Annotated in this window: 18 protein-coding genes and 1 pseudogene; 10 read left to right on the top strand and 9 right to left on the bottom strand. The window is 73.6% G+C overall.

What is annotated here, in order from left to right; all coding sequences use genetic code 11:
* Positions 1-90: 90 nt before the first annotated feature.
* Positions 91-933 carry a dihydrofolate reductase family protein gene (locus AC5677_RS29860; protein ID WP_497190991.1) on the bottom strand — a complete coding sequence of 281 codons (843 nt, stop codon included), beginning with the start codon at positions 931-933 and terminating at the stop codon, positions 91-93.
* A gap of 67 nt (positions 934-1000) precedes the next feature.
* On the opposite strand from AC5677_RS29860, the gene zapE reads away from it, so the two are divergent.
* On the top strand, positions 1001-2128 hold the full coding sequence (gene zapE / locus AC5677_RS29855; protein WP_497190990.1) for a cell division protein ZapE: 1128 nt from the start codon (positions 1001-1003) through the stop codon (positions 2126-2128).
* 161 nt (positions 2129-2289) lie between these two features.
* The gene (locus AC5677_RS29850; RefSeq protein WP_497190989.1) at positions 2290-3657 is read left to right on the top strand and encodes an alkaline phosphatase PhoX; all 1368 of its coding nucleotides are present in this window, start codon (positions 2290-2292) and stop codon (positions 3655-3657) included.
* 50 nt (positions 3658-3707) lie between these two features.
* On the opposite strand, the gene AC5677_RS29845 is transcribed toward AC5677_RS29850, so the two are convergent.
* From AC5677_RS29845 to AC5677_RS29825, 5 genes are all read right to left on the bottom strand, one after another.
* Positions 3708-3953 carry a hypothetical protein gene (locus AC5677_RS29845; protein WP_497190988.1) on the bottom strand — a complete coding sequence of 82 codons (246 nt, stop codon included), beginning with the start codon at positions 3951-3953 and terminating at the stop codon, positions 3708-3710.
* Between the two features lie 42 nt (positions 3954-3995).
* Complete coding sequence (locus tag AC5677_RS29840) at positions 3996-4664, bottom strand: ABC transporter (RefSeq protein WP_497190987.1); 669 nt, start codon at positions 4662-4664, stop codon at positions 3996-3998.
* On the bottom strand, positions 4661-5617 hold the full coding sequence (locus AC5677_RS29835) for an ABC transporter ATP-binding protein (protein ID WP_497190986.1): 957 nt from the start codon (positions 5615-5617) through the stop codon (positions 4661-4663). Before AC5677_RS29835 ends, AC5677_RS29840 begins: the two co-directional genes overlap by 4 nt.
* Before the next feature lie 153 nt (positions 5618-5770).
* Positions 5771-5932 (bottom strand): hypothetical protein, encoded by a 162-nt coding sequence (locus AC5677_RS29830; protein WP_497190985.1) that lies wholly within the window; start codon positions 5930-5932, stop codon positions 5771-5773.
* 390 nt (positions 5933-6322) lie between these two features.
* Positions 6323-7000, bottom strand: a complete 678-nt coding sequence (locus AC5677_RS29825; RefSeq protein WP_497190984.1) for an AIM24 family protein — start codon at positions 6998-7000, stop codon at positions 6323-6325.
* A 60-nt stretch (positions 7001-7060) separates the two neighbouring features.
* Here AC5677_RS29825 and AC5677_RS29820 point away from each other — a divergent pair, with 60 nt between their 5' ends.
* The 5 genes and pseudogenes from AC5677_RS29820 to AC5677_RS29800 all read left to right on the top strand — a co-directional run bounded on the left by AC5677_RS29820 (position 7061) and on the right by AC5677_RS29800 (position 12915).
* The gene (locus tag AC5677_RS29820; RefSeq protein WP_497190983.1) at positions 7061-7798 is read left to right on the top strand and encodes a peptidyl-tRNA hydrolase; all 738 of its coding nucleotides are present in this window, start codon (positions 7061-7063) and stop codon (positions 7796-7798) included.
* Between the two features lie 108 nt (positions 7799-7906).
* Positions 7907-9209, top strand: a pseudogene (locus AC5677_RS29815) (MbnB/TglH/ChrH family RiPP precursor modification enzyme).
* 1 nt (position 9210) lies between these two features.
* Positions 9211-10224, top strand: coding sequence for a TIGR04222 domain-containing membrane protein (locus AC5677_RS29810; RefSeq protein ID WP_497190982.1), 1014 nt, complete (start codon positions 9211-9213; stop codon positions 10222-10224).
* Positions 10225-10337: 113 nt separating this feature from the next.
* On the top strand, positions 10338-11096 hold the full coding sequence (locus AC5677_RS29805) for a TIGR04222 domain-containing membrane protein (RefSeq protein ID WP_497190981.1): 759 nt from the start codon (positions 10338-10340) through the stop codon (positions 11094-11096).
* A gap of 136 nt (positions 11097-11232) precedes the next feature.
* Entirely contained in the window at positions 11233-12915 is a 1683-nt protein-coding gene (locus AC5677_RS29800) for an alpha/beta hydrolase (protein WP_497190980.1), read from the top strand.
* Positions 12916-13031: 116 nt separating this feature from the next.
* Here AC5677_RS29800 and hemQ read toward each other — a convergent pair whose 3' ends face one another.
* Both hemQ and hemG read right to left on the bottom strand, forming a co-directional pair.
* Positions 13032-13778, bottom strand: coding sequence for a hydrogen peroxide-dependent heme synthase (hemQ, locus tag AC5677_RS29795; protein ID WP_497190979.1), 747 nt, complete (start codon positions 13776-13778; stop codon positions 13032-13034).
* 11 nt (positions 13779-13789) lie between these two features.
* On the bottom strand, positions 13790-15244 hold the full coding sequence (gene hemG, locus AC5677_RS29790) for a protoporphyrinogen oxidase (RefSeq protein ID WP_497190978.1): 1455 nt from the start codon (positions 15242-15244) through the stop codon (positions 13790-13792).
* A gap of 258 nt (positions 15245-15502) precedes the next feature.
* Between hemG and AC5677_RS29785 the strand changes: the two genes are divergently transcribed.
* From AC5677_RS29785 to AC5677_RS29775, 3 genes are all read left to right on the top strand, one after another.
* Positions 15503-16504, top strand: coding sequence for a DUF4349 domain-containing protein (locus AC5677_RS29785; protein ID WP_497190977.1), 1002 nt, complete (start codon positions 15503-15505; stop codon positions 16502-16504).
* A 115-nt stretch (positions 16505-16619) separates the two neighbouring features.
* Complete coding sequence (locus tag AC5677_RS29780; protein WP_497190976.1) at positions 16620-17816, top strand: thiolase family protein; 1197 nt, start codon at positions 16620-16622, stop codon at positions 17814-17816.
* A gap of 90 nt (positions 17817-17906) precedes the next feature.
* Entirely contained in the window at positions 17907-19289 is a 1383-nt protein-coding gene (locus AC5677_RS29775) for an FAD-dependent oxidoreductase (protein WP_497190975.1), read from the top strand.
* A 12-nt stretch (positions 19290-19301) separates the two neighbouring features.
* Here AC5677_RS29775 and AC5677_RS29770 read toward each other — a convergent pair whose 3' ends face one another.
* Positions 19302-20795 carry a hypothetical protein gene (locus AC5677_RS29770; protein ID WP_497190974.1) on the bottom strand — a complete coding sequence of 498 codons (1494 nt, stop codon included), beginning with the start codon at positions 20793-20795 and terminating at the stop codon, positions 19302-19304.
* Between the last annotated feature and the right edge of the window lie 23 nt (positions 20796-20818).

Raw genomic sequence — 20818 nt, 5'->3', positions numbered from 1 at the left:
AGAAACCATCCTGCCCCGTCGCCACACGGGACCTGTTGGCCTTTAGTGTGCCCAACCGAAGCTAAGCGGAACTGATAATTCCGCCCATTGTCAGGACCGACGGTATCGGGTGAACAGGAACCCGGCCTCCTCCAGAACGGATGCCAGGGCGAACCGCTCCGGAACCGGCACCGCCGGGCCGTTCATGATCCTCGGCGCATCGCCGACGGCGACCACCGGAGCCAGCGACAGACACATCTCGTCCAGCGCCCCGGCCGCCGCGAACTGCCCCAGAAGCCTCGGTCCGCCCTCGGTGAGCAGCCGCTCATGCCCCCGCTCGGCGAGCAGCCCCGCCACCCGCGCCGGATCCACGCCCAGCCCCTCGCCCGCGAAGAGCACCTCGACGCCCGCCGCACACGCCGCTGCCACCCGGTCCGCCGGGGCGCCCGCGCCGGTCAGGACGAGGGTGGGCACCAGGGGCTCGGTGAACAGCGGCAGCGTGAAGTCCAGGCCGAGCCCCGCGGTCACCACCGCGATGGCGGGGGCCGGGCCCTGGCCCGCGGCGGCCCGCCGGGCGGCGAACGCCTCGCGCGCGCGAGCCGGCCGGTAGCCCTCCTTCCGGACCGTTTCCGCGCCCGCCACCACCGCGTCCGCAAGGCCGCGCAGCACGCCGAAGATCCGCATGTCGGCCGCGCCGGACAGCGGCTGGGAGCGGCCCTCGTGATGGGCCGCGCCGTCCATGGACGACACCATGTTCGCGCGCAGCCAGCCGGTCCGGCCGGCCCGTACGGGATCGTCCGCCGCCGGGTAGGCGTAGGCGTCGGCCAGCTCCTCCAGCGTCCACTCGCGGTCCGTGGTGTCCGCGGGCACCGCCCCCGACGTGGGGTTCTCGTCGCCGCGGGCTGCCGCGGCCGGGGTGGTCTGCTGAACGAACGGTGGATACAGGCGTCGCATGGCGGCAGTGTGACATGCCTCGCTCACCGGACCGAGGGGTCCTGCGGAGCGACTAGGCTGGACGGCTGTGTCGTCGTCTTCTCACCCCTCGCCCTCCCAGCCCGCTCCTATAGCCGGAGCGCCGGCTGACGGGAGCGACGCGGCCCCCACCGCCCTCACCGCACGCGCGCCGCAGGTCCCGGCCGACCGTCTGGTCGCCGAGATGGTGCCGCCGCCGCGTTTCCAGGGCGCCCGCTTCGACACCTACATACCCGACGCCAACCAGCCCAGCCAGGCCGAGGCCGTCGAGGTGCTGAGCGCCTTCGCGGCAAGCATCCAGGGCGGAGCGGGCGCCGCCGGTACGGCGAAGCGGCGCTGGTTCGCCAAGACCCCCAAGAAAGCCGCCCCCAAGGGTCCGCGCGGTGTCTATCTGGACGGCGGCTACGGCGTCGGCAAGACCCATCTGCTCGCCTCCCTGTGGCACGCCACCCCCGCCCCGCCCGAGCGCAAGGCCTTCGGCACGTTCGTCGAGCTCACCAACCTCGTCGGCGCCCTCGGCTTCCAGCAGACCGTCCGCACCCTCGGCGAGCACAAGCTGCTGTGCATCGACGAGTTCGAGCTGGACGACCCGGGCGACACGGTCCTGGTCTCCACCCTCCTCGGCAAGCTGGTCGACTCCGGCGTGGCGCTGGCCGCCACCTCCAACACGCTGCCCGGGAAGCTCGGTGAGGGCCGGTTCGCCGCCGCCGACTTCCTGCGCGAGATACAAGGCCTCAGCGCGCACTTCCGCCCGCTGCGCATCGACGGCGAGGACTACCGCCACCGCGGTCTGCCCGAGGCACCCGCCCCGTACGACGACGAGACGGTCACCCGCGTCGCCTACCGCACCCACGGCTCCTCGCTCGACGACTTCCCCTCCCTGCTGGACCACCTCTCCAAGGTCCACCCCAGCCGCTACGGCGCGATGTGCGACGGCATACAGGCCGTCTGCCTCACCGACGTCCAGGCGGTGCCCGACCAGTCCACCGCGCTGCGCCTGGTGGTCCTCGCGGACCGGCTCTACGACCGCGAGATACCGGTGCTGACCTCCGGCAAGGCCTTCGACGAGCTGTTCAGCGAGGAGATGCTGCGCGGCGGCTACCGGAAGAAGTACTTCCGCGCCATCTCCCGGCTCACGGCCCTTTCGCGCGACGCGGGGGCGCTGGTCGCGCACTAGGCGCGCGGGCGCGGCGGCGGGGCGGTGGGGCGGCGAAGGCCTCCTTCGGCTCTCGTCCCATGGGCATCCGGGGGAACACTGGTTCGCCTGGTTCCCGGCGGCGTGGGCGCGTGGTACACACAACCGGGTCACGTCACCTGTCCGCCAACAGGGAGTTGCCCATGTCCGCGACACGACGTCAGATCCTGGCAAGAACCGGTGCGTTGGGGGCGTCCATCGCCTTCGCCGGGAGCCTCTCGGAGATTTTCGCGGGGACCGCGACCGCCCAGAGCATGGGCCGAAGCGGCTACGGACCGCTGGTCCCCGACCCCGACGGCCTGCTCGACCTCCCCAAGGGTTTCCGCTACCGGGTCCTCTCCCGGGAGGGCGACCCGCTCCGTTCGGGCGAGGGCAAGGTGCCCAGCAACTGTGACGGCATGTCGGCGTTCCCCGGGCGCCGCGGCGGCACGTATCTCGTCCGCAACCACGAGAACCGTACGCACTCCCGCTCCGCCGTCCCCCGGGTCCCCGATCTGACCTACGACCCCGGCGGCGAGGGCGGCTGTACGGCCCTGGAACTCGACCGGGACAACACCGTGCGCTCCGAGCGGGTCGCCATCGCCGGTACCTCCACCAACTGCGCGGGGGGCCATACGCCTTGGAACACCTGGCTCACCTGCGAGGAGACCGAGTTCCGGGCCGGTGAGGAGAACTACACCAAGGACCACGGGTTCATCTTCGAGGTCGATCCCTACGACCCGCGGCGCACCGGAGCCGTCCCGCTGACCGCCATGGGCCGCTTCCAGCACGAGGCCATCGCGGTGGACCCCGGCACGGGCACGGTCTATGAGACCGAGGACGCCTTCGAGAAGCCCTTCGGCCTCTTCTACCGCTTTCTGCCCGAGAAGCCGATGGGCGGCCGCGGCTCACTGCGCGCGGGCGGCCGCCTCCAGGCGCTGCGGGTCCCCGGTGTGCCCGACCTGTCCACCGTCCAGCAGCCCGGCGCCACCTTCGACCGCGTCACCTGGGTGGACGTCCCCGATCCGCTGGCACGCCGGACCCCGATCCGTTTCCAGGACTTCGGCCCTCAGGGCATCACCCACGCCCAGAAGCTGGAGGGCTGCTACTGGGGCGGCTCCTGCGTCTACTTCGTCTCCAGCTTCGCGCATCGCGACGCCGGTTCGGCGGCCGACCACTACGGCCAGGTCTGGAAGTACGACCCGAAGCGGCGCCGGCTCAGCCTGGTCGTGGTCTTCGGGCCGGACACCGATCTGCAGCTTCCCGGCGAGTCCCCCGACAACATCTGCCTCGCGCCCAGCGGCGGCCTGATGGTCTGCGAGGACGGCGAGGGCGCCCAGCACGTCTTCGGCCTCACCCGGGGCGGTGAGGTGTACGCCATGGCCCGTGGCCGGCAGAACATCGGCACCCCGGACAAGCCGGAGTGGGGCGAGTTCGCGGGGGTGACCTTCTCCCCCGACCACCGGACGATGTACGTCAACTGCTACACCCCGGGGACGACGTTCGCGGTGACGGGCCCCTGGCACCACTGACCGCCCGCCACCCAACACCCATCACCCATCACCGACCGGCCCGTCCCCGGCTAGCCGGAGCAGGCGGAGCGCTGGGCTTCCTGCCACTCGCACACCGGGCAGAGCACCATGCCGGGACGGTCGGCCGGATACTCGGTCGGCTCGGCGCACAGCACACAGTCCGCGTACGGCGGTCCCCCGGCGGGACCGCCGGAAACGGCAGCATCGGGAACGACGCCACCAGAAACGACGCCACCGGGAGCGGCGCAGTAACCGGTGTCGACGGGCTCGTCGTGGGCGTGCTCGGTGTCCGGCATGGCATCGAGCGTACGCCGGAGGCACCCCGGTCAGGCACCCGGTCAGGTACGCCGGGAACTCAGCGCGCAGGCGGCCGCGACGGCCGCCACGGCTATCGGGACGGCCCCGGCGAGCGGCAGCCACGGCATGCTGACCGTGCCGTGCGCCGAGCCCGTGACCAGGCCCGTCAGCGCGGCATTCGCCGGCGAGGCGCCCAGGACGAGCAGCAGCAGCGCGGCCAGCAGCCCCGCCGGTATGGCGGAACCGGAACTGCGCAGGACCGGCCAGTTGCACAGCGCGCCGATCGCCGCGCCGAGCAGCACACAGGCCAGGGCGGTCAGCAGTCCGGCGGCGGTCGCGGGCAGCAGGGGGACGGCGACCCGCCGATACGAGGAGTGGGCATCGGACACGAAGGCGACAAACGCCGTGCCCAGGAGGGCGAGCAGCAGGGCGGTCAACGTCGCGGTCAGCAGGCAGGCCAGATGGACGCGGCCTGGACCGGCGGCGGCCGCGGTGCAGTTGCGGGCGGCCGGGGGCTCGTTGGTGACACAGATCCGGGTCAGCCAGACGGCGACGGGCAGCAGCCCGGCGGCGGCGACGCCGTACCCGTCGAGAATCGGTCCGCCGGTCTGGATACCGATGGCCAGGTACGCGGCGTAGAGGATGACCGGCGGCAGCCAGCGGTGCGAGCCGACGAGCAGGGCCGCCTGATAGCGGAGCAGGGCGATCATGTGCGGGCCGTCCCGTCGGAGTCAGGGGCGGAGCCGGGCGCGGGCGCGGCGCCCTGGGCGGGGTCTGCGAACGGGGCCTCGGGCGGCGAGGCGGGCGGGACGGTGGTGACCGAGCGGATGTGCCAGGGCGGATGCGCGCCGAGCAGGGCCCGGAGCAGGGCGTCGGAGTGGGCGGCCGCGACGGTCAGCCGGGACGCGCCGTCGGAGCCGCCCGAGATCTGTGGTGCGCCGGGCAACTGCGCGGCGGTGGGGCCGGGTCCGTGACGCAGCAGGCCGCCCGGTGCGCCCTCGGCCTCGATGATCACCCGGGGGCCCGTGGCCACCGTCTCCGCCGCCGGTCCGCGCTCCTGCGGCATCAGCAGCCCGTCGACGACGCGGTGGCACACGGTGGCCGCGCCTGCCAGGCGGCGCGGGTCGTGGTCGACGAAGACGACGGTGCCGCCGTCGGCGGTCCGCTCGGCGACCGCCCGGTCGAGGACCTCGCGCGCCCCCCGGTCCAGGCCGGTCCAGGCCTCGTCCAGGACGAGGAGTTCGGGCTCGGCGAGCAGCGCCTGGGCCACCGCGACCTTCTGGCTGGTGCCCTTGGACAGCTTCGCCAGCGGAGTGCTGCCGTGCCCCGCAGCCCCGAAGCGGTCGAGCCAGGCGGCGGCGCGGCGGGCCGCCTCGGGCCCGCGCAGGCCCTGGATACGCCCCAGATGGGTGAGGTAGCCGACGGCGGTGAAGGGCAGCGCCGCGGGGAACCGCTCGGGCACGTACGCGGCACGCGGGCGGCCGGTGATGCGTCCGGCGCTGGGGCGGTCGATGCCCGCGAACAGGCGCAGCAGAGTGGACTTTCCGCTGCCGTTCGTCCCCTCGATACGCACCAGCGCCGCGGCGGGCACCTCCAGCTGAACGTCCCGCAGCACCCAGGGCCCCCGCACCCCGTAACGCCGCCCGACCCCGTCGAACCTCATGCCCCCCGGCACCTTCCCGCCCCGTCCCCCGGATCCGTCACTCCCCCAACTCCTCGCACCCCCCGCTTGGTTCCCGCGGGATTCCGGTCGCGGTGGATGCGGGTGCCACGCCGACGCAGGGGGCCGATGACCAGGAAGAAGCGACCGCTGACCCTACGGCCGCTCCTCGTCGGCGGGCGCCTGCTCGGCCGGGAAGAGGATCGGGCTGAGGAGGTACGGTGCGCGGCCCGGGGCCGGCTGGTTGGCGAGCCGGGGACCCAGCACCGCAAGCAACTCATGCCCCAGCTCGCCGAGTTCCTCCGGACTGAGCCGCACAGTTGCGAGGTGATCAGCACCCGGCCTCCGGAGAGCGCGTGCACCACGCGCAGGCGCACCTGATCAACGTCACCGGCATCACCGTCTGCGGCAGCGTCCATGTCGTTCACCGGCTCCCCCGGCCAAGGAACGCCGCCACCAAAGGCACGAGCGGAAAGGCATCGGCCGCCAGCCATCCGCGGCGCCCCGCGAAATGGCAGCACGCCGCCTCCGGGAGCGTCGGCGAAGGGCGGTGCCGTCGACCCGCCCGCTGCAGCGGCGCGGCCCGGCCACCCGGCACGAGAAGACCGTCACCGCCGCTCGCGCCGGACTCCGCTCCGCCGGTACCGCCATCCGGTCCGCCCGCCCGATCCGCACGTGAGGCCTCGGTCCGCCTCGGACAGGGCCCGGCTAGTTCCCCGCGGACTTCTCCGGACGCAGCTCACTCGGCCGTACGATCACGAACCCGTCACCGTCCAGACGCAGTTGGACGGCCTCGCCGGAACCGCCGCGGAGCATCGAGCCGATGCTCTGCGAGCGGTGCAGCGAGGTCTGCAGGGAGGTGCTCCAGCCGACCACCGCGTCGGTGTCGACGAACACCGGGGCCTGGGGGGAGACGGGTATGACGATGGGGTTGCCCTCACACATCACGCCGAGCTTGCCCTGGCCGCTGAAAACGGAGTTGAAGAGTCCGCCGCCGGTCATGCCGGCACCCTTCACGACCTTGATCTCGTAGGAGAGGGACGAGTCGAAGCACAGCACGTTGCGGCCGTTGATGGTGATGCCGTCGCCGGCGGTGAGATCCATGATGAAGCAGTTGGCGGCCTCGTGCGCAAACCACACCTCGCCCTGGCCCCGTACGGTCATCAACGCCAGGCCCTCGCCGGTGACGGCGCGCTTGAGGAAGTTGCCGACCCCCTGGCCCTGCCGCTCGAACTGCAGGTTTCCCCGATAGGCGATCATCGCGCCCTGCCGCGCGCAGCACTCACCGTTCACCGCGTACTTGATCGATTTCGCGTTCTGCTGCGTCATGCCGGGCGCGGTGGCCGGCTTGGCCATGTTCTCGGGAGCGAAGAGGTCACTGTTCATGGCGAGGATGCTAGGCCGATCGTGGGCGCGTTGTCGGTGAGTGCTGGCAAACTGGTGCAAGTGACAGGAACAGACACCACCAGCCCCAGCAGCCCCTTCCGCCACGAAGAGACCGAGAGGGACTCGGCGCCCCAGTTCGTACTGCCGCTGGTCGCGCGGATCGAGCGCGCCGAGCCGCCGGCGCGCACCGACGCGCTGGAGACGGCGGCGCGCGCGGTGCTGGTGCTGCTGTCGGACGAGCGGGCGGCCGGCGAGGGCGAATGGGCCCAGGCGGTACGGGACTGGCAGGACGCCCGGATCCGGAAGGTGGTGCGCCGGGCGCGCGGCGCGGAGTGGCGGCGGGCCGAAGCCCTGCCGGGCATCACGGTCACCGGGGACCGCGCCGAGGTCCGGGTCTTCCCGCCGGTTCCGCTGGACGGCTGGCCCAAGGACCTGGCGCGGCTCCAGGTGTCGGGCACCGAACTGAGCGACCCGGAACCGCCGGTCGCGCCCGGCGCGGACCGGCCGGTGCTGTGGCTCAACCCCGAGCTGGACATGTCCGCCGGCAAGGAGATGGCCCAGACCGGACACGGCGCGCAGCTCGCCTGGTGGGAGCTGACCGAGGAGGAGCGCACGGCCTGGCGCGCGGCCGGGTTCCCGCTGGCCGTACGGTCCGCGGAGCCGGCGGCCTGGGACGCGCTGACCCGCAGCGGGCTGCCCGTGGTGCGCGACGCCGGGTTCACGGAGATCGCCCCGGGCTCCTGCACGGTGGTCGCCGACCATCCGGCGCTGCGGCGGGCGTTGTCGCACGGCGGGTGAGGGCACCCGCGGCGGAAGCTCAAATCAACCTCTGAACACCGCGGATGCAGGGTTCGGCCCGCTGTCAGTGGCCATGAGTACCCTCACCACGGAGGGAGAGGGGGAACCATGGAGCGCCTTGGTACGGGTATCGGCTGGCGGCCGGAAATCGCCGCGGAGATCGCCCGGCTGCCGGGTATCGACTGGGTGGAGGTCGTGGCCGAGAACATCTGTCCCGGTCATCTTCCGCAGGCCGTCCAGGAGCTGCGCGAGCGCGGCACGACCGTCGTACCGCACGGGGTCTCGCTCGGTCTCGGCGGCGCCGACCGGCCGGACGCGGGGCGGCTGACGGCCCTGGCGGAGCGCGCCGAGGCGCTGGGGGCGCCGCTGGTCACCGAGCACATCGCGTTCGTCCGGGCCGGCGGGCCGCTCACCGCCTCTCCGCCGATGGAGGCCGGGCATCTGCTCCCGGTGCCGCGCACCCGTGACGCGCTGGACGTGCTCTGCGAGAACGTCCGGATCGCCCAGGACGCGCTGCCGGTGCCGCTGGCGCTGGAGAACATCGCCGCGCTGATCAACTGGCCGGGCGAGGAGCTGACGGAGGGGCAGTTCCTGACCGAGCTGGTCGAGCGGACGGGGGTGCGGCTGCTGATCGACGTCGCCAACCTCCACACGAATCACGTCAACCGGGGTGAGGACCCGGCGCGCGCGCTGGACGAGCTGCCGGTCGAGGCGATCGCCTACGTCCATGTCGCGGGCGGCGTGGAGCGGGACGGGGTGTGGCACGACAGCCATGCGCATCCGGTGACCCGGCCCGTGCTGGACGTCCTGGCCGAGCTGTGCGCCCGTACGACGCCGCCCGGTGTGCTCCTGGAGCGGGACGAGGACTTCCCCGAGGGCGGCGAGCTGGCGAGTGAGCTGGACGCGATACGCGCAGTGCTGAAGGAGGCCCGCCATGTCCGAGCGGCTTGAGGTGGTGCGCGGCGGCAGGGGCGCTCCCGGGTCCGGCACCGACGCGGCACGGCAACGGCTTGCGCTCGCCCAGACCGCGCTGCTGTCCGCGCTGGTGGCCGGCACACCGGCCCCTGAGGGCTTCGACCGGGCCCGGCTGGGCGTGCAGAGCCGGGCGCTGACCGCCAAGCGGGCGTCCGTCGTCGCCAAGATCGCGCCCGAGCTGCCGGAGATCCTCGGCGACGGCTACCGTGCCGCCTTCCTCGACTATGCGCGGCACCGCCCCATGACCGGCGGCTACCGCCACGACGCCCTGGACTTCGCGGGGTATCTGCTGGCCCTGGGCCGTCCCGAGGACCCGGACGCGCGGCGGCAGCTGACGCAGTGGTGGCGGGATCGCGCGGGTCCCAGGCCGCCGTCCTCCGGGCCCGCGTCCCGGCTCGTGCGCGCGGTCCGCCTCGCGCTCCACCGGGGTGAGTGACATGACGTACACAACGGGGGTGTACGTCGCGGTCGTCGTCTCGTCGCTGGTGCTCGTCATCGGCACGGTCACGACCCGGCGGGCCACGCCGCGGCCCCGGCTGGTGGACTCGCTGACCCACGACGTCTGGGAGATCGCGTTTCTCGCCGGTGGTCCGGGCCGGGTGGTGGACACCGCGCTCGCCAGGATGCACGAGGACGGCCGGCTGGCGGTCGGCGGCCCCGGGGTGGTGACGGTACGGCAGCCCACCGCGCAGGACGCGGTGGAGGCCGCCGTCCTCAACGCCGTCACCGGGACGCCCGGCGGGGCGCTGCCCGCGCTGCGCACCACCGCCATGCAGAGCCTGCCCGTCCAGGCGATCGGCGACCGGCTGGCCGCCCGAGGGCTGCTGCGGCACCCGCGGAACGGCAGCGGCTGGCGCCTGATGGCCCGGATCCAGATGGCGGCCTGTGCGGTGCTGTTCTTCGGCGGCTTTCTGCTGACCCTCGTGGGAGCCACCGGGGGCGACGACTACGAGGTGCCGGTCTTCATCGCGATCATCCCCGGCCTCCTCGTGGCCACGGTCGTCGCCGCGGTCTGCAAGGCGGCGCTCCGGCGACGGGTCACGATGGCGGGCACCTTCGCGCTGAAGTCCGCGCGGAGCGCCCACGGCACCGGCGCGGCCGGCGACGCCGTCCAGGCCGCGGGGATGGTGGTGGCGCTCGGCGGTGCCGCGGTGATCGCGGACGAGATGCTGCGGACGCAGCTGACGGAGGCTCAGCGCACCATGGCGGCCGCCTCCGCGTCGTCGTCGGCCACCGGTTCCACCGGCTCGTCCGGCAGCAGCTGCGGCTGGGCGACCCCCGGCGACGGGGGCGGCGGCTCCTGGTGCGGCTCCTCCGACGGCGGGTCGTCGTCCGGCTGCGGGAGTTCGTCCTGCGGGGGCGGCGGGAGTTCGAGCTGCGGGGGCGGGTCGAGCTGCGGAGGCGGCTCGTCGTGCGGAGGCGGCGGGGGCGGCGGCTGCGGGAGCAGCTGACAGGCCCTGGGAATCGGGAATCGGGGCACGGCGCCGGTGAGCCGCGGGCGCCGTGCCCGGATGCTGAGAAAAGGCATGGCGGTCCCGGCCGGCCGTCCCATAGAAATTCGGCCATGTGGCTCCTTTTCCTCGCCGTCGCCTGGGTGGCGGCGGGTCTGGCCTGCGCCGGTGTCTGCCGGGCCGCCGTCGCCGTCGCCCATGCCGCGCGTCCGGCATCCGGCGCGGACGACTTGCGGCCCCCGGAGCTCACCCTCTACGAGACCGCCTATCTGGCCGGCGGCCCGCAGCGGCTCACCGATGTCGCCCTGGTGTCGATGGCCCGGCAGCGCCGGCTGCTGCTCGCGCACACCGGCTGGGCCTCGGTCGTCGACCCGGTCGGCCACGACGTCGTCGAACGCGCGGTCCTGGCCGCCATAGGGCCCGACGGCCAGCGCCGGATACCCGCGATACGGGGCATCCTCGCCACCGACGACACGGTGCGGGCGCTGTCCGAGGGCCTCGTCGACGCGGGTCTGGCGCTGCCCGCCCCCGCCCGCAACAGGGTGGGTTCGGCCGTCCGGCGGCTGCGGGGCACCCTCCTCCTGGTGCTGCTGACCGCCGGGGCGGCCATCTGGACGACACCGGCCGGGACCGCGAGCGGGCCGGTGCTGATGTGGTTCGCGCCGCCGCTCGTACTGGCCTGCGGTACTTGGGCGATGGCCCGTATGGAGATCCATCCGTACCCGGACTGGGCGACCCCGGCGGGCGAGCGGCTGCTGCTGCGGCATCTGCCCGCCGACGCCCAAACCGCCCTCACCGCACTGGCCGTGCACGGCCGGACCACGCTCACCGATCCGGCCCTGCGGACCGCCCTCCACTCTTCCGGGGCATAGCGTCCGACACCGGTGCCCGGTGCTTTACATCGCGAACCCCCCGCTCAACTATCCCTTTTGTATGCACACCGTGCGGCCTAGTGCACCGAGCCTCTCGTCGTGCGCCACGCACCCGCACCCCACGAAGGGACGGCTCGTGAGAACACTTGCGTTGTACGGCGCCATCGGGTCGCTGGTCGTGACCGCCATGGCCACCGCCCCGGCCGGAGGTGCCACCGCGCCGCCCGCCGCGCCGCCCGCCCCGGTGCCGGAGCGCATCGTCTTCGGCCGCTGTGCGCCCGTGGAGCATCTGCCCGCCTCCGTGCAGTGCGGCACGCTCAAGGTGCCGCTCGACTACGCGCGCCCGGAGGGCAAGAAGATCACCCTCACCGTCAGCCGGATCCGCGCCACCGCCCCCCAGGAGCGGCAGGGCGCGCTGGTCTTCAACCCCGGCGGCCCCGGCGCCAGCAGCATGGAATTCCCGCTGTACGGCGCGCTGCCCAAATGGCGGCGGACCGCCCGCGCCTATGACTTCGTCGGGTACGCACCGCGCGGCGTGGGCCGCTCGGCGCCGCTGTCCTGCCAGGACCCGAAGGAGTTCACCAAGGCGCCCACCGACACCCAGCGCTATCCCACCGAGGCGTTCAAACGGGAGAAGATCGCCCAGGCGCGGGCGTATGCGCAGGGCTGTGCGCGCAACGCCGGGGCCGATCTGCCCTTCTACAACTCCATCAACAACGCCCGCGACCTCGACATGCTGCGGGCCGCGCTCGGGGAGCAGAAGCTGACGTTCATGGGTGCGTCCTACGGGACGTACTTCGGCGCCGTCTACGCGACGCTCTTCCCCGGGCACATCCGCCGGATGATCTTCGACAGCATCGTCAACCCCGACCCCCGGCAGATCTGGTACCGCAACAACCTCGACCAGAACGTCGCCTTCGAGCGCCGCTGGAACGACTGGCTGCGCTGGGTCGCCGCGCACGACGCCACCTACCACCTCGGTGCGAGCCCGAAGGCGGTGCAGCGTTCCTACGACACGGCCATTCAGCGGGTGCGCCGGGTGCCGGTCAACGGGAAGGTCGGGCCCGCCCAGCTGCAGGCGGCGTTCCTCAAGACGGGCTACAACGACGCCTACTGGCCGATCAGCGCCCAGTCGCTCGCGTCGTATCTGCACGGCGACACCAAGCCGCTGGCCACCCAGACCCTGCCCAAGACGAGCAACGACGTCGCCGAGGAGAACATGAACGCGGTCTACACCGCCGTCGAGTGCAACGATGCGTCCTGGCCGCGCGACTGGGCGACCTGGGACCGGGACAACACCCGCGTCGCCCGTACGGCGCCGTTCGAGACCTGGGACAACGCCTGGATGAATCTGCCGTGCGCCTTCTGGCCGGACCGGACGGAGTCGGCCTCGGCCGGGCTCGATGCCGCGGCCGACAGGGTGGTCAAGGGCGTCTCGCGGGACGCGGCCGGGCACGGGCTGGACGACGCCACCGGCAATGTGGCGGCGACGGCGGTCGACGAGGCGCTCGGGCGGCGCGGCCCGCTCGACATCCGCACGGCGCCCGGCGCGCTGCCCCCGGTGCTGCTGCTGGCGGCCGAACGCGACGCGGCGACCCCGTACCCGGGCGCGGTGGAGCTGCACCGGCGGCTGGCCGGGTCCTCGATGGTCACCGAGCGCGGTGCGGGCACCCATGGCATCGCGCTCGGCGCCAACGAATGCGTGAACCACTACACGGAGGCGTATCTGCTGCGCGGTGAGGTCCCGGGGCACTCGGCGAGCTGCCCGCCGCGTGCGGAGCCGATGCCGAACCAGCTGCCGCAGCGGATCGCGAAATAGCCGCGGCCGCACCCCGACGGAGAAAGCGCTGCGGGCCGTCCCCTGGAGGGGGCGGCCCGCAGCGCTTTACGGCACCGTGGGCCGGACCGGCGGCGACGGTCCGGCGGCCGGAGGCGTTACGCCAGGCCCGCGACCAGCTCCGAGACCGCCTTACGCCGCCCCGTGTAGAAGGGGATCTCCTCGCGGACGTGCATCCGCGCCTCGGAGCCGCGCAGATGACGCATCAGGTCGACGATGCGGTAGAGCTCATCGGCCTCGAAGGCCAGCACCCACTCGTAGTCGCCGAGCGAGAACGACGGCACGGTGTTGGCGCGGACGTCCGGGAAGCCGCGGGCCATCTTGCCGTGGTCGGCGAGCATCCGGCGGCGGTCCTCGTCGGGGAGGAGGTACCACTCGTAGGAGCGGACGAAGGGGTAGACGCTCACATAGGCGCGCGGCTGCTCGTCGGCCAGGAAGGCCGGGATGTGCGACTTGTTGAACTCCGCGGGGCGGTGCAGCGCCATGTTCGACCAGACCGGCTCCAGCGTGCGGCCGAGCCGGGTGCGGCGGAAGAGGTTGTACGCCTCCTGGAGGGCATCCGAGCTCTCCGAGTGCCACCAGATCATGATGTCGGCGTCCGCACGCAGACCGGACACGTCGTAGGTGCCGCGCACCACGACGTCCTTGGCGGCGAGCTGCGCGAACAGCTCCTCGACCTCGTCGGCGTAGCCCGCGCGGTCCTCCGGGAGGACGTCGCGCAGCTTGAACACCGACCAGAGGGTGTAGCGAATGACCTCGTTGAGGTCCTTCGCCTTCTTGCCGGCGTTCGGTGCCTTCTCGGAGGTCTTGTCGGAAGCGGTGGCGGGGGTCGAAGCGTCTGTCATGTCGTCCATTCTCACTCGCCCGGAGCGGTGACCCGCGGCAGGGTGCCGAGGATGTCGTCGGCGGCTCTGCGGGCGGAGGCGATGCAGGCCGGGATGCCGACGCCGTCGTAGAGCGCGCCGCACACCCGCAGCGGGCCCGGCAGCCCGGCGACGGCGGCGCGGATCCTGGCCACCCGGTCCAGATGGCCGACGGTGTACTGCGGCAGGCCGCCCTCCCAGCGGGTGACCGTGCTCGCGACGGGCCGCGCGGCCAGGCCAACCGCCGCGCCGAGGTCGGCGAGCGAGAGGTCGACCAGCTCGGAGTCCTCGCGCTTGAGATCGGCGTCGTCGTGGTAGCGGCCGAGGGAGGTGCGCAGGACGAACAGGTCCGGGTCGGCGCCGCCGATCCAGTCCCACTTGTGGCTGGCGAAGGTGGCGGCCTTGATGCGGCGGCCGTCGACGGGCGGTACGAGGAAGCCGCTGCCGGCCGGCGCCCGGTCCAGGTCTGAGCGGCGGAAGGCCATGGTGACCAGCGCCATCGAGGCGTAGTCGACGGTGTCCAGCTCGGTGGCGGCGACCGGGCAGCCGGTGCGGAGGATGCGCGCCGCGTCCCCCGCCGGGGTGGCCACGATCACCGCGTCGGCCGCGAGCGAGCCGTCGCCGACGGGGACCTGCCAGCCGTCGTCGCCGGCCCAGCGCAGACCGTGGACGAGGGAGTGGTGGCGGATCTCGCCGCCCGCCGCGCGCACGGCCTCGGCGACCGCGCCCGGCAGCGTGCCGATACCGCCGTCGAGGCCCATGAAGACGGGCCCGTCGGCCGGTGCGCCGACGGCGGCGCGCACCTGGAGGGCCCGTACGCCCGCGAGGAGTGAGCGCTCGCTGCGGGCGGCCTCGAAGAGCTGCGGGACCGCGGCGCGCATCGAGATGCGGTAGGCGTCGCCCGCGTAGACGCCGCCGAGCAGCGGCTCGACGAGCCGGTCGACGACCTCGCGGCCCAGGCGCCGGGCGACATACTCGCCGACGGCGACGTCCTCGCCGACCTCGGTGCGCGACAGCCGGGTGTCCTCCTCGATGCGGGCGAGCCCCGCCGCGGAGAGCACACCGGAGGCGGCGAGCGGCGCGAGATCCCCGGGGACGCCCATGACATGGCCCTTGGGCATCGGGCGCAGCGCGTCGCGGGTCCACAGGGAGGCGGTGGCGGTGCCGGGCGGCTGGAGGCGGTCGCCGATGCCGACGGCCCGCGCGAGGTCCACCGCCTCCGGCCTTCTGGCCAGCATCGATTCGGCACCGAGGTCGACCGGTACGCCCGCGATCTCGCCCGCGCGCAGCTTGCCGCCGAGCCGGCCGCCCGACTCCAGGACCGTCACCCGGGCGCCGCCTTCGAGCAGGCGGTGCGCGGCCGCCAGACCCGAGATGCCGCCGCCGATGACGATGACGTGACCGACGCCGGCGGGCGGTCGGCCCGTACTGCTGTGCACTGCGCTCATGCCTCCACTGTCTCAGAGCCCACTGACAGGACCGTGACCGGATCGCGATCTGCGGACGGCAACCCCGCTCCCCCGGTGACCGTCGAAGCGGCATCAGCATCAAGCCACTTGGAGGGCGAGCAGCCGATGCGGCACGTACGGGGAATGCGGGGAGCGGGGAACGGTGGCCGGCCATCGGGCCGTCGGGGGGCCGCGGCGGGCGTATTGCTCGCCGCGTCGCTGGCGGTGGCCGGATGCAGCGGGTCGGACGGCGTCAGCATGAGCGCCGATACGAGGGCGGGAGACGGCGCGGCGGTCGCCCCGTCGCGGGCACCGGGCGCGGAGCGGGACGGCGGCACCGGTGCGACGGACGCGACCAGGGGCCGGGACGGCAAGGCGGCGAAGGTCGTCCCCGAGCAGATCATCCGGACGGCCACCCTCACGGTGCAGACCAAGGATGTGCCGGCGGCGCTGGCCAAGGCGCGCAGCGCGGTGGACGGTGCGGGCGGCTACGCCTCCGAAGAGAACACCGACCGGGACTCCGGGGGCCACGACCGGTCGCGGATCGTGCTGCGGGTGCCGCCCAAGGAGTACGACGCGGTGCTGGGGCGGCTGGCCGGGCTCGGCAAGCTCGTCTCGCGCGAGGTCTCGGCGAAGGACGTCACCGATCAGGTGGTGGACGTCGACAGCCGCCTCAAGACGCAGCGGGAGAGCGTGAACCGGGTGCGTGCGCTGATGGACAAGGCGACGTCGATCGGCGACATCGTCTCGCTGGAGTCCGAGCTCAGCACCCGCCAGGCGAACCTCGAATCGCTGGAGGCCGAGCTGAAGTCGCTCAAGGAGCGCACCGGCATGGCCACCGTCACGCTGCTGTTGCGGCAGCCGGACGCCACGCCCGAGGAGCCGCAGGACGAGCCGGTGTCGTTCGGGGATGCGCTCTCCGGCGGCTGGCACGCCTTCATGGCGGCCGTGCGGTGGCTGCTGGTGGCGATCGGCGCGCTGCTGCCGTTCGCCGCGGCCGGGGCGGTGCTGTACGGGCTGTGGCGGCTGGTCCGCGGGCGGCTCCCGGCGCAGTGGCGTACCCGGCGGCGGGCGGCCGGGAGCGGCGGCCCCGGGGGGACCGGCCCTGCCGCGGACCGAACGGACGGCGGTCCGGCGGACGGCGACGGAACCGGGGAGGCCGACCGGTCCAGGGTCCCCGGGGACCCCGGGGAGTCCGAGGCCGCCGCGAAGCCCGAGGCGGCCGGAACCGCCGGGGAAGGTGACCGGGGAACCCGTTGACACCGGGCAACGGCGGGCAAAGACTCGGCGGTGGGCGACGACGATCTTCGGCCCGGCTCCGGCCGGCCGTCGCCCGCCCCCCACCGCCGAGCCGGGACAGCGAGGACAGCGCCTGATGAGCGACGCACGCCTGCGGGATGTCTACATCGTCGATGCCGTACGGACCCCCGTCGGCAAGTACGGCGGCGCCCTGGCCGGAGTCCGGCCCGACGATCTGGCCGCCCATGTGGTCAGGGCCCTGGTGGACCGCACGCCCGGCCTCGATCCGGCGCGTATCGACGACGTCTGCTTCGGGGATGCGAACGGCGCGGGCGAGGACAACCGCAACGTCGCGCGGATGGCGGTGCTGCTGGCCGGCCTGCCGGTCACCGTGCCCGGGGTGACCGTCAACCGCCTGTGCGGCTCCGGCCTGGAGGCGGTCATCCAGGCCGCCCGCGCCATCGCGCACGGCGATGCGCATATCGCGGTGGCCGGCGGCGTGGAGTCGATGAGCCGCGCCCCGTATGTGCTGCGCAAGCCCGAACGGGCCTTTCCCGCGGGCCATCAGGAGATGTTCTCCTCGACGCTGGGCTGGCGGATGGTCAACCCCCGGATGGCCCCGGAGTGGACGGTGGCGCTGGGCGAGGGCGCCGAGCTGATCGCCGACCGGCACGGCATCACCCGCGAGCAGCAGGACGTCTTCGCGCTGGCCAGCCATCAGAAGGCGGCACGGGCCTGGCAGGCAGGCGCCTACGACGCGGAGGTGGTGCCGCTGCCGGACGTGGACCTGGCACGCGACGAGACGATCCGGGAGGCCTCCTCCCTGGAGGCGCTGTCCAAGCTCAAGCCGGTGTTCCGTACGGCCGGCGGGACGGTCACCGCCGGGAACTCCTCGCCGCTGAACGACGGCGCCGCGGCGCTCCTCCTGGTCGACGAGGAGGGTCTGCGGGCCACCGGCCGCGAACCGCTGGCCCGTATCCGCGCCAGTGCGGTCACCGGCATCGAGCCGCAGCTGTTCGGCCTCGGCCCCGTGGAAGCGGTACGGCGCGCCCTGGAGCGCTCCGGGCGCACCTTCGCGGACGTCTCGGCCTTCGAGCTCAACGAGGCGTTCGCCGCGCAGGCGCTGGGCTGCATCGGCCAGTGGCCCGAACTGGACCCCTCGGTGGTGAATCCCCGGGGCGGCGCCATCGCCATCGGCCACCCCCTGGGCGCATCCGGCGCCCGCCTCGCGGGCTCGGTGGCCCACCAGCTCGCCGCCCAGGGCTCGGGCACGGGCCTGGCGGCGCTGTGCATCGGCGTGGGGCAGGGACTCGCGCTCGTACTGGAGCGTTAGGCTCGGCGCCGCCCGGCGGAGCGATCTCCGACAGGGCGGCATCCGGCCAAGCGGTATCCAACAGAGCGGCACCCGGCGAAGGGACCCGGCATGGCGGCGGAACGACTCGTGGTCGTCGGCGGCGACGCGGCGGGCATGGCCGCCGCCTCGCAGGCCCGTCGGCTGAAGGGGCCCGGCGAGCTGGCCATCACCGCGTTCGAGCGCAGCCATTTCACGTCGTACTCCGCGTGCGGCATCCCGTACTGGGTCGGCGGTGCGGTCGACGGGCCGGACGCGCTGATCGCCCGCACGGCGGAGGAACACCGCGCCCGGGACATCGATCTGCGGCTGCGCACCGAGGTCACGGAACTCGACCTGGACGGCGGCCGGGTGCGCACCAGGGATCTGGAGGACGGCGGCAAGGAGTCGTGGACCGGCTTCGACAAGCTGGTGCTGGCCACCGGCGCCCGGCCGATGAGGCCTCCGCTGCCCGGTTTCGACGCGCCGGGCGTCCACGGGGTGCAGACCCTCGACGACGGCCAGGCCCTGCTGGACACGCTGGCCGCGACCGAGGGCCGGCGGGCCGTGGTCATCGGCGCCGGCTACATCGGCGTCGAAATGGCCGAGGCGCTGATCAACCGTGGTTATCGGGTCACGGTCCTGGAGGCGCGGGAACAGCCGATGTCCACCCTGGACCCGGACATGGGCGCGCTGGTGCACGAGGCGATGTGCGGCCTGGGCATCGAGACGGTGCGCGGCGCGGCGGTCACCGAGGTGCTGACCGACGCGTCAGGGCGGGCCCGCGCGGTGGCCACGAAGGACGCCCGGTACGAGGCCGATGTGGTCGTCCTGGGCATGGGGGTACGGCCGGAGACCACCCTCGCCGCCGCGGCCGGGCTGCCGCTGGGCGAGTCCGGCGGGCTGCTCACCGACCTGGCGATGCGGGTCCGCGGCCACGACAACATCTGGGCGGGCGGCGACTGCGTCGAGGTCCTCGATCTGGTCTCCGGGCGCGAGCGCCATATCGCGCTGGGCACCCACGCCAACAAGCACGGCCAGGTCATCGGCGCCAATGTGGCCGGCGGCTATGCGACGTTCCCCGGGGTCGTCGGTACGGCCGTCAGCAAGGTCTGCGATCTGGAGATCGCCCGCACGGGGCTGCTGGAGCGCCATGCCCGCGCCGCCGGGCTGCGGTTCGTCACCGTCACCGTCGAGTCCACCAGCCGCGCCGGCTACTACCCGGGCGCGCGCCCGATGCACGTCAAGATGCTCGCCGAGCGCCGTACGGGGCGTTTGCTGGGCGCGCAGATCGTCGGCCGGGAGGGCGCGGGCAAGCGGGTGGACATCGCGGCGGTCGCGCTGACGGCCGGGATGACCGTGGAGCAGATGACGGCCCTCGACCTGGGCTACGCCCCGCCGTTCTCCCCGGTGTGGGACCCGGTGCTCGTGGCGGCGCGCAAGGCGACCGCGGCGGTGCGGGCGGCCGGGGTCTGACCGGGGCCGCGCCTATTCCTCCTCGTCCCCGTCCTCGGGCGCCTCGTCCCACTCGTCCAGCCACTCCAGCCACTCCGCCGCGACCGAGGCCAGGTTGCGGGGGCAGGCCCAGGCGTCGAAGGGGAAGGCGCCCTCGGGGGCGGGGAAGGTCTCCGGGTCGGCGAGGTGGGCGAGGTGGGCGCCGACCGCGTCGCCCAGCGCGTCCCCGGTCCCCGGGTGATCACTGCGGTGCGGGCAGCTCACGGGGAGCGGCCCCGCGAGGACGTCCTCCAGCAGCGGACGTACGTCCCGGCAGACGGACGGCGGCAGATCCGACGCACCGATGTCCAGGCAGCGGACCGCGGCCAGGAAGAGGAAGACCTGCTCGCGGTCGTCGCCGGTACCCCGTGCACGGCGACGCGCGGCCCACACCGCGAGGTCCTCGGCGCCCGGCTCGTTCCGCACCGCGTCCACCAGCCGCTCCGCGATCCCCGCCACCTCCAACTCCCCGTCCGCGCGCAGGTACGCGTCGTCCAGGTGATCCGTGGGCCGCTCGCCGAAGAACCGCTCGCGGGCCTCGGTGAGGTGGCCGAGGGTGTCCCGGGCGAGGTCACGCAGCAGTACGGGGCAGGTCCAGGCGGCCGGCGGGGCCTCCTTGATCCCGTCCGCGGTGTTCTTCCGCATCCGGGCACGGCCTCCCGGGGTGAGGAGGTGGTAGCCGATGGCCGCGTCGGAATCCGGGTCGCCCGAGAGCGCGGGGTGTTCGCCGTCGGTGTGCGCGCAGGACGCGTCGGCCAGGCCCGGCAGGACCTTCTCCAGCGTCCCGATCATGTCGTCGAGCACCCAGCGCTGCTTGATCTGCCCGGAAACGGCGTACCAGCAGCAGGCCCGGAGGAGCACGATGTGCCCGGCGAGGGCCCCTTTCGTGGGGTGCGCGGGGATGCCCGTCCCGGCGATGATCTCGTACTCGGGCTCGACCCCGCCGCGCGGATAGCCGTGCAGGACGGAGGCGAGATCCCGGATGCCCTCCTGGTGATGCCGCGGCACCCGGTCGGCAACGCCTGCCACGGTGCCGGGCGCGATGATGTCCGCGGCGATCCGCGCGAACATCCCGACGCTGTGCGGGCAGCGGGCTTCCTCCACGGCGCCGGGGAGTTCCGGACGGGGCGCGGACAGCAGCAGATCGAGCTCGTCGTCACCGTGCCCGATGCTCACCAGAGCGCTCTCGTAGGGATGCGTCTCATGGCCGCACGGCGGCGGGTCACCGAGGGCACGGTCCGCCGCCCGCAGCGCCTCGACCACGGGCCCGGCCACCGCGTCGCCCGCGCGGGTGGCGATGTAGCGGGTCATGGAGAGAAGCCCGTAGACCCATGTCGGTGCGTACGCACCCCCCGGATCGGCGGCGAGCCGACGCGCGCAGTCGAGGACGACCGGGTCGGCCGCGTCCGGCCGGGAGTCCGGCCCGACCTGCTGCCAGGCGGCGGACAGAGCGGCAAGGCCGGGGGTTCCGGGCGGCGTCGGGTGCATGATCCCTACGACGCCCGGAACCC

The sequence above is a fragment of the Streptomyces sp. JLSY215 genome (assembly GCF_059682825.1).
Note: the sequence above shows the minus strand (reverse complement) of the source record. Positions and strands in the feature narration are given on the sequence as shown.

Coding starts and splice junctions, on each gene's coding strand:
- AC5677_RS29860 (WP_497190991.1), bottom strand. CDS start 933: ATGCGACGCCTGTATCCACCGTTCGTTCAGCAGACCACCCCGGCCGCG.
- AC5677_RS29850 (WP_497190989.1), top strand. CDS start 2,290: ATGTCCGCGACACGACGTCAGATCCTGGCAAGAACCGGTGCGTTGGGG.
- AC5677_RS29845 (WP_497190988.1), bottom strand. CDS start 3,953: ATGCCGGACACCGAGCACGCCCACGACGAGCCCGTCGACACCGGTTAC.
- AC5677_RS29840 (WP_497190987.1), bottom strand. CDS start 4,664: ATGATCGCCCTGCTCCGCTATCAGGCGGCCCTGCTCGTCGGCTCGCAC.
- AC5677_RS29835 (WP_497190986.1), bottom strand. CDS start 5,617: ATGAGGTTCGACGGGGTCGGGCGGCGTTACGGGGTGCGGGGGCCCTGG.
- AC5677_RS29825 (WP_497190984.1), bottom strand. CDS start 7,000: ATGAACAGTGACCTCTTCGCTCCCGAGAACATGGCCAAGCCGGCCACC.
- AC5677_RS29810 (WP_497190982.1), top strand. CDS start 9,211: ATGACGTACACAACGGGGGTGTACGTCGCGGTCGTCGTCTCGTCGCTG.
- AC5677_RS29805 (WP_497190981.1), top strand. CDS start 10,338: ATGTGGCTCCTTTTCCTCGCCGTCGCCTGGGTGGCGGCGGGTCTGGCC.
- hemQ (WP_497190979.1), bottom strand. CDS start 13,778: ATGACAGACGCTTCGACCCCCGCCACCGCTTCCGACAAGACCTCCGAG.
- hemG (WP_497190978.1), bottom strand. CDS start 15,244: ATGAGCGCAGTGCACAGCAGTACGGGCCGACCGCCCGCCGGCGTCGGT.
- AC5677_RS29785 (WP_497190977.1), top strand. CDS start 15,503: ATGAGCGCCGATACGAGGGCGGGAGACGGCGCGGCGGTCGCCCCGTCG.
- AC5677_RS29780 (WP_497190976.1), top strand. CDS start 16,620: ATGAGCGACGCACGCCTGCGGGATGTCTACATCGTCGATGCCGTACGG.
- AC5677_RS29775 (WP_497190975.1), top strand. CDS start 17,907: ATGGCGGCGGAACGACTCGTGGTCGTCGGCGGCGACGCGGCGGGCATG.
- AC5677_RS29770 (WP_497190974.1), bottom strand. CDS start 20,795: ATGCACCCGACGCCGCCCGGAACCCCCGGCCTTGCCGCTCTGTCCGCC.